Annotated in this window: 6 protein-coding genes and 1 pseudogene; 5 read left to right on the top strand and 2 right to left on the bottom strand. The window is 29.7% G+C overall.

The window, feature by feature from the left end; genetic code table 11:
• Window positions 1–71 precede the first annotated feature (71 nt).
• The 5 genes from ACYQZV_RS08860 to ACYQZV_RS08840 all read left to right on the top strand — a co-directional run bounded on the left by ACYQZV_RS08860 (window position 72) and on the right by ACYQZV_RS08840 (window position 4,793).
• Entirely contained in the window at window positions 72–1,109 is a 1,038-nt protein-coding gene (locus tag ACYQZV_RS08860) for a hypothetical protein (RefSeq protein WP_459895238.1), read from the top strand.
• A 3-nt stretch (window positions 1,110–1,112) separates the two neighbouring features.
• Entirely contained in the window at window positions 1,113–1,283 is a 171-nt protein-coding gene (locus ACYQZV_RS08855) for a hypothetical protein (RefSeq protein WP_459895236.1), read from the top strand.
• On the top strand, window positions 1,280–2,494 hold the full coding sequence (locus ACYQZV_RS08850) for a PglD-related sugar-binding protein (protein WP_459895234.1): 1,215 nt from the start codon (window positions 1,280–1,282) through the stop codon (window positions 2,492–2,494). The genes ACYQZV_RS08855 and ACYQZV_RS08850 overlap by 4 nt, the downstream gene beginning before the upstream one ends.
• Window positions 2,491–3,600, top strand: coding sequence for an FkbM family methyltransferase (locus ACYQZV_RS08845; protein ID WP_459895232.1), 1,110 nt, complete (start codon window positions 2,491–2,493; stop codon window positions 3,598–3,600). The genes ACYQZV_RS08850 and ACYQZV_RS08845 overlap by 4 nt, the downstream gene beginning before the upstream one ends.
• A gap of 62 nt (window positions 3,601–3,662) precedes the next feature.
• Window positions 3,663–4,793: an LbetaH domain-containing protein gene (locus ACYQZV_RS08840; protein ID WP_459895230.1), complete on the top strand. Its 1,131-nt coding sequence runs from the start codon at window positions 3,663–3,665 to the stop codon at window positions 4,791–4,793.
• On the opposite strand, the gene ACYQZV_RS08835 is transcribed toward ACYQZV_RS08840, so the two are convergent.
• Window positions 4,790–6,037, bottom strand: coding sequence for a hypothetical protein (locus tag ACYQZV_RS08835; RefSeq protein WP_459895228.1), 1,248 nt, complete (start codon window positions 6,035–6,037; stop codon window positions 4,790–4,792). The two genes, ACYQZV_RS08840 and ACYQZV_RS08835, sit on opposite strands and share 4 nt — an antisense overlap.
• A gap of 276 nt (window positions 6,038–6,313) precedes the next feature.
• Window positions 6,314–6,673, bottom strand: a pseudogene (locus ACYQZV_RS08830) (hypothetical protein); the annotation flags it as partial.

Here is a 6,673-nt window from a genome sequence, read left to right as displayed (position 1 = left end):
GGCTTTTAATATGATAATAATGCAGTAAGAAGATAAAAACACATTGTTAAGAAAAAGGTTATAATATTTATGTGAAAAGCTTTAAAACACCTATACTTTTTATAACTTTTAAAAGGCTTGATACTACCAAGCAGGTCTTGGAACAGATTTTGAAGGTAAGGCCAGAAAAACTGTATGTATTTTCTGATGGTCCTAGAAATGAAGAAGAGGCAGAAGATGTATATAGAGTAAGAGAATACATAACCAATGAATGCAAAAATCATGGTATAGAGTTTAAAAGTTTGTTTATGGATAAAAATTTGGGTATAACCGATGGAATATTTAATGCTATAAATTGGGTGTTCAATCATGAAGAATTTTTAGTCTATTTAGAAGATGACACATTGCCAAATACAAGTTTTTTCTATTTTGTAGAAAGAATGTTGGAAATTTATAAAGATGAGGAAAAAGTTAGCGCAATTACAGGTAAAAATCTTGTAAATGAATATGTAAATGATATACGTTTTTCTAAGTGGGCGCCGTCGTGGGGAATGGGGTTTTGGAAAAATCGGTGGGATTTATTCTTGAAGCAATATTCAGAAATTTTTAACAATAACTTATGCAAAGATTATATATACAAAGCATTGGGTTATATAGACTATAGATATTCGAAATTGCTGGATGCTTATTTTTATTATTTTATCGAGAAAATGCCGATAGACGGCAAATACCACTATTTTACACTGTACAATAAAACCTTTTATATAAAGCCAACTAAAAACCTTATTCAACAACTTGGATGGTTATATGGCACAAATGCTAATGTTGATAATTACATAGGAGAACTACCACCAGAGTGTTTAAAAGAAATAGATATAAATTCCATCAAGTACAAAAAACCACTGCACGATATAGAAGTAGATATAGAAACTATAAATATCCTAAAATCTTTTGATTTATTTCACGGCATTACAAAAGAAAATATAAGGTCGCAGTTAACTAAAATACTCATGGATAATGGCTCGATAGCAATATATGGGGCAGGAATAATGGGATTAACATTTTATAAAGTCTGGGATGATATGCTTTATGGTAATGTTTGTTGTTTTTTAGATGACAATGCCACTTGATATGTGGATGATATCCCTATATTAAAACCAGAAAATGTAGACATAAAACCTGATGCAGTTATAATTTCAATAGTTAACAAAGTAGCTGCTAAAAACATGGAAGATAAAGTCAAGAAACTCTTTCCAGATGCAAAAGTTTATAATATAAGAGATATAGTTATGGGTAATATATGACCTACGAAATACCTATATTGTATATACCGTTTAAGCGATTAAATGTTATAGAGGTTGCTTTTGGACAGATTAAGAAGATAAAACCGAAAAAGCTTTATATAGCCCAAGACGGGGCAAGAAATGAAGAAGAAGCTATTGAATTAAAAGATGCCTTAGATTATATAAAAACCAATATAGATTGGGATTGTAATGTTTATTATTTAAAAAGTGAAAAAAACGTTGGTCCTAATTTATTTATATTTAAAACGATAAGTTGGTTTTTTGAAAATGAAGAATACGGGGTAATAATAGAAGAAGATGGGTATGCTTCTGATAGTTTTTTTGAGTTTGCCAAAGAACTTTTAATAAAACACAAAGAAGATAAAAACATATGGGCAATAAGTGGGTTTTCTGCTTTTAGTAAAAACAATGCCAAATACGATTATTATATTAGCAACTTTAACTTTGCACCATGGGCTTTCGCTACATGGAAAGATAGATGGGATAAATTTGATTTTAGTTTAAAGAGCATAAAATCTTACGAGTTTTTGAATAAAGTTTACGAAGGACCCATGTTAAAAATAATGCGAGCTTATTCTAATATAATAGAAAACAATATAGAAAAATTTAAAGACAAAGTCACATGGGATTTAAGATTTAGATTTAACATGCAATATAACAATGGCTATTGTATATTTCCAAGGCAAAACATTATTAAACATCTTGACTTTGACTCTCAAAATGCCACAAGCTTCCATCAAGACACGTTTTTAAAAGATATATCAGAGTATATAGATATAAGCGAGTTTAATTTTAAAAATTTCAGCCAACCCTTATATATAAACGATAAAACCCTATCAGATAGGTTTTTAAGCTTTTGGCAAAAAGATGTAGTATTTTCTATAACATCACAAAAAGTTATAAAACAAATAAAAGATATCATAAAAAATTACGATAAAGTTTACATATATGGTGCAGGCTTTTTCGCTTATATATTTTATAGTGTATTTAAAGATATTTTAGAAGATAAACACGTAGCTTTTGTTGATGATAACCAAAACCAAAATTTTTTAGGCAAAAGTGTATTACCACCATATGAAATAAAAAACCAAAAAAATAGTTGCATACTAATAGCCATCACAAAAACCAAAGATATAAAAAATATTTTGGAAAAACTCAAAAGCCAAAACAATGTTATAATCTTAAGAAAACTACTAGAGGAATCTTTATGAGTCTATACGAAGGCATTAAAACCGCAATCATCTACGGAGCTGGTAAAGGTGGAGCCCTAACTTATGAGCATCTTACTAAAAACGGGATTGAAGTAGTGGCTTTTATAGATGATTTTAAAACTGGAGAGTATCTTGGCAAGCCTATCATAAAGCTTGATGATATTAAAAACTACAATGTGGATGGGTATTTTGTGGGGACGGCAAAGAGTATGGGACTTATTCTAAGATGGGCTAAAAATATTTTGGATATGTACAAGGACGCAAATGTTTACATCTCAAGTATTATACCTCTGTGTGATAGTCATGGGAATAAATTAACAGATTACCCAGAAGTCATTCCTGTACCTCCGTTAAATCCTAAACAATATTTAAGCTTGTTTGAAGAAAACGACTTCATTAAAGATTTTGATTGGTATTTGGATTTTATTGTATATAATTTGAATTTTATTGGATATGATAGATTTCACAGACTTGATAAGTTTTATGATATGGAAAAGTTAAATAAATATTATAATCCAGAGTGTAAAAAATATTATTCTTACCCAGATATAGACTTTGATGTAGAAGAAGGGGACATAGTATTTGACTGTGGGGCAAATAGCTCTGAGGGGCTTAATTGTGATTATTTTGCAATAAAAGCTGGTGAAAAAGGAAAAGTATATGCTTTTGAGCCAATACCAAGGATTTATACTGAGCTTTTAGAAGATATAAAAGATTTTAAAAACATAGTACCTGTAAATATGGGAGTTTCTGATAAAAAAGGTGTTGCTTATTTTGAGGATATGGGCGGAGGCAGCAGAGTATCTGAAAAAGGTAGTGTAAGAGTAGAGCTTACTACGATAGATGATTTTGTAAAAGAAAATAATATAGAAAAAGTGGATTTTATAAAAATGGATATAGAAGGAGCTGAGCTTGATGCTCTAAAAGGTGCTACAAACACTATAAAGACCTTTAAGCCAAAGCTTGCTATATGTGTATACCACAAACCAGAACACTTTTACGAGATACCGCAATTTATAAAATCCCTTGTACCAGAATATAAGATATGGCTTTTAAACAATGAGCTATGGGGTTGGAATGGTACGAAAGTTTTTTGTATAATATGAATAAATCATTTAATGTTCCGATATTATATGTTCCCTTTAAGAGACTTAATATAATCAAACAAGTGTTACCAAGAATTTTAGAGGTAAATCCCAAGAAATTATACATATATCAAGACGGTCCTAGAGATAAAAGAGAAAGTGAAGCATTAGAATCAGTAATTGACTATATAAATAATATGGTGTCTAAAAATAATATTGATGTAATATTTAATCTGAACAAAAATAATTTAGGTCCTTATAGAGGTGTTTGGGAAGCGGTTTCATGGTTTTTTAATCATGAGGAAGATGGAATAATAATAGAAGAGGATATATATCCTAGTTTGAGCTTTTTTTACTTTTGCGAAAAACTTTTAAAACTTTACAAAAACAACAAAAATATATGGGCTATAGTAGGTAAGGACGCTATAAATATAAAGGACTTAAAAGATATCTACTTTTTAAAGACCTTTCTTCCACCTTGGGGTTTTGCTACTTGGAGAGATAGATGGAGGAGGCTTGATTTTGATTTAAAAGGATTGAAAGAAATTGATATACCGGATGATTTGAATATAAGGTATAAAAAAGCCATTAATGGACTATTAAACATAGGTGTTAAGAATTTTGGATGGGATGTAAGGTTTGATGCTTTTATAAAAGCAAATAATGGAGTTGTGGCTCATTATAAGCGTAATTTAGTCAAACACTTAGGATGGGAAGATGGAACTCATTATAGTACGACAAATAAAATAGATGAAGAAATATTCGAAATAGAAGATATAGATAGTTTAAAACTTGAAGATAGCATAAATTATAGTGATTGGATTGAGAAACTAAATATAGAAAGATGGAAGTATTTTGACAGGTATGCTGGATTATTTAGTAGTATATTCGGATCAAATCTAGAAACAATCGTTGCGAGTTCTAATAGAATATCTATATACGGTGCTGGATTTTTGGGTAGGATCATGTATTTTATATATGATGACATTTTTGATAGTAAATTGACTTATTTTATAGATGATAGCTCTAAAGATAACAATATTAACGGCATTCCTATATTAAAATTTGAAGAAATAAATGTTGAGCCAGATACTATAATAATTTCAATTGCCAACAATTATTTAAATAAAAGCTTAAGAGACAAAATAGCTAGATCCTATAGAAATGTAAAAGTTTATGATATAAAAGAAATTATGGACAATGAAATTAACTAAAACACTAAATCCCTAAGCCACACCACATCTTTGTTTGGTACTTTCTTTTTCATATTTTGATAAGTAGTTTTTGATTGAGGCGATATGATGACAAGATCTATATCCTCTGGCATGTTTTCAGGTGTTAAAACTGGTTTTCCAAAAAGTTCGTTACATTGAGGGTTATCGTCTAAAAAGCAAAGCACTTTATCATTCATTATATCATTGTAAACATAATACAATACTTTACCTAATACACCAATACCATATATAGATATATTTTTATATCTAGAAGTTATATTTTGTATGTTCTTATAAGTAGTTTCAGAGACTAACGCAAAAAATATGTTATATTTACCAAAAAAATCTAAGACTTTTTCAAATGTTTTTATAGCTTGTGTGTCTTCATAATTATCGAGAGAATACAAATCAACCTCTTTAAGATTGTTAACTTTAATATGATATTTTTGTATATCATCTATAAATATAGCCTCTTTTACCGTATTATCTATAGTGTTACTATTTTCAAAACCAATATGAGCAGAAAATGAAAATTTAGGTATAATAGAAAAAGCCTTATTACAAATTAATTCTCTTGAAATCTTAGAATCATAAAATTCTTTATGTTTATCATGAAACATCATATGGCATTCATAAAGCTTAGCTTTCCTAGGGTTTTCAAAATATTTGTATAGATGGCTAGTATTTTTTATGTTACCAAAATCGTTTCTATTGGAAAAGTTTAAATTTTCCCATTTATCTTTCCAAGTAGCATATCCCCAAGACCAAAAATAATCTGTTTTTACATAATCATACGGTATATCTATCGTATTATAAGCCAATACAAACCATACATCTTTATCATTTTTAAATTTGTTTAACATTTTTTCCAAAAACCAAAAACCCGATAGACTCATATATACATCTTCTTCTAAAATTATTCCTTGCTCTTCATTTTCAAAAAACCAATCTATAGCATTTAATGCTCCCTTATCTATTCCTAAGTTCTCATCTCTACACAAAGTCTTTACCTCACATTCCCAATCTATATTTGACAATATGTATTCTCTTACTTTAAAGATTTTATCCTTTTCATCAGGCACATGAGGTCTTGGTCCATCCTGGGCTATATAAAGCTTTTTTGGTTTTGCTTTTCTTATTTGGCCGAAGGCTTTTTGTACTATATCAGGTCTGTTGAAAACCATATACAAAACTGGCGTTTCAAGCTGTCCCGGCACTTCAAAGTTTTCTACAAATTTTATCATGCTTTTATTATAATAAAAATCAAAAGACTTTGTATGCTCTTCTTTTTAAAAACACAAAAAAGCTAAATAAAGGCGTATCTAATTGATATAACCCAACTTTCCAATTTAAATATGACATAAAAAAGCCTACTATGACATAATTTTTAAAAATCGCCATAGGAGTTTAATACAATATGAGTTATGAAGATTTTATCTGTATGAGTCGCTGTACATCATGATAAGTATGCCACACGCCACCACTCACACTTAAAAAGATTATACCAAATTTTCATACTGTTACTTACTTGTGGATACTCTGTTCCTTCTATAAACCATAACTCTTCCTCTATAGTCCTTATAGCTCTTTCCACATTGGCATTTGTTTATTGCGTGGCACGCTTGTTGGATTATCTCTCCCGGAGCTCTAATCCGTGGCATACCTGTAGTTCTAAGACCAGTTTTTGTTCTTTTCCTATTTTGGTTTTGTTTTCTCTTTTGCTTTATACTCTTTGTCTTCTCAATAAGACCAAAGGCTTTCAAAACCCTATGCACTGTAGAAGGAGATACATTTATGTCTTTCTCCCTTCTAAATATATTGCTATCTTCTCTTTGCTCCAATAATCGTAGCATACTTGTAAACCGTGGCAGACTTGTGGA

Source organism: Hydrogenobaculum acidophilum, assembly GCF_054656715.1.
This window is presented reverse-complemented; position numbering and strand designations above follow the sequence as displayed.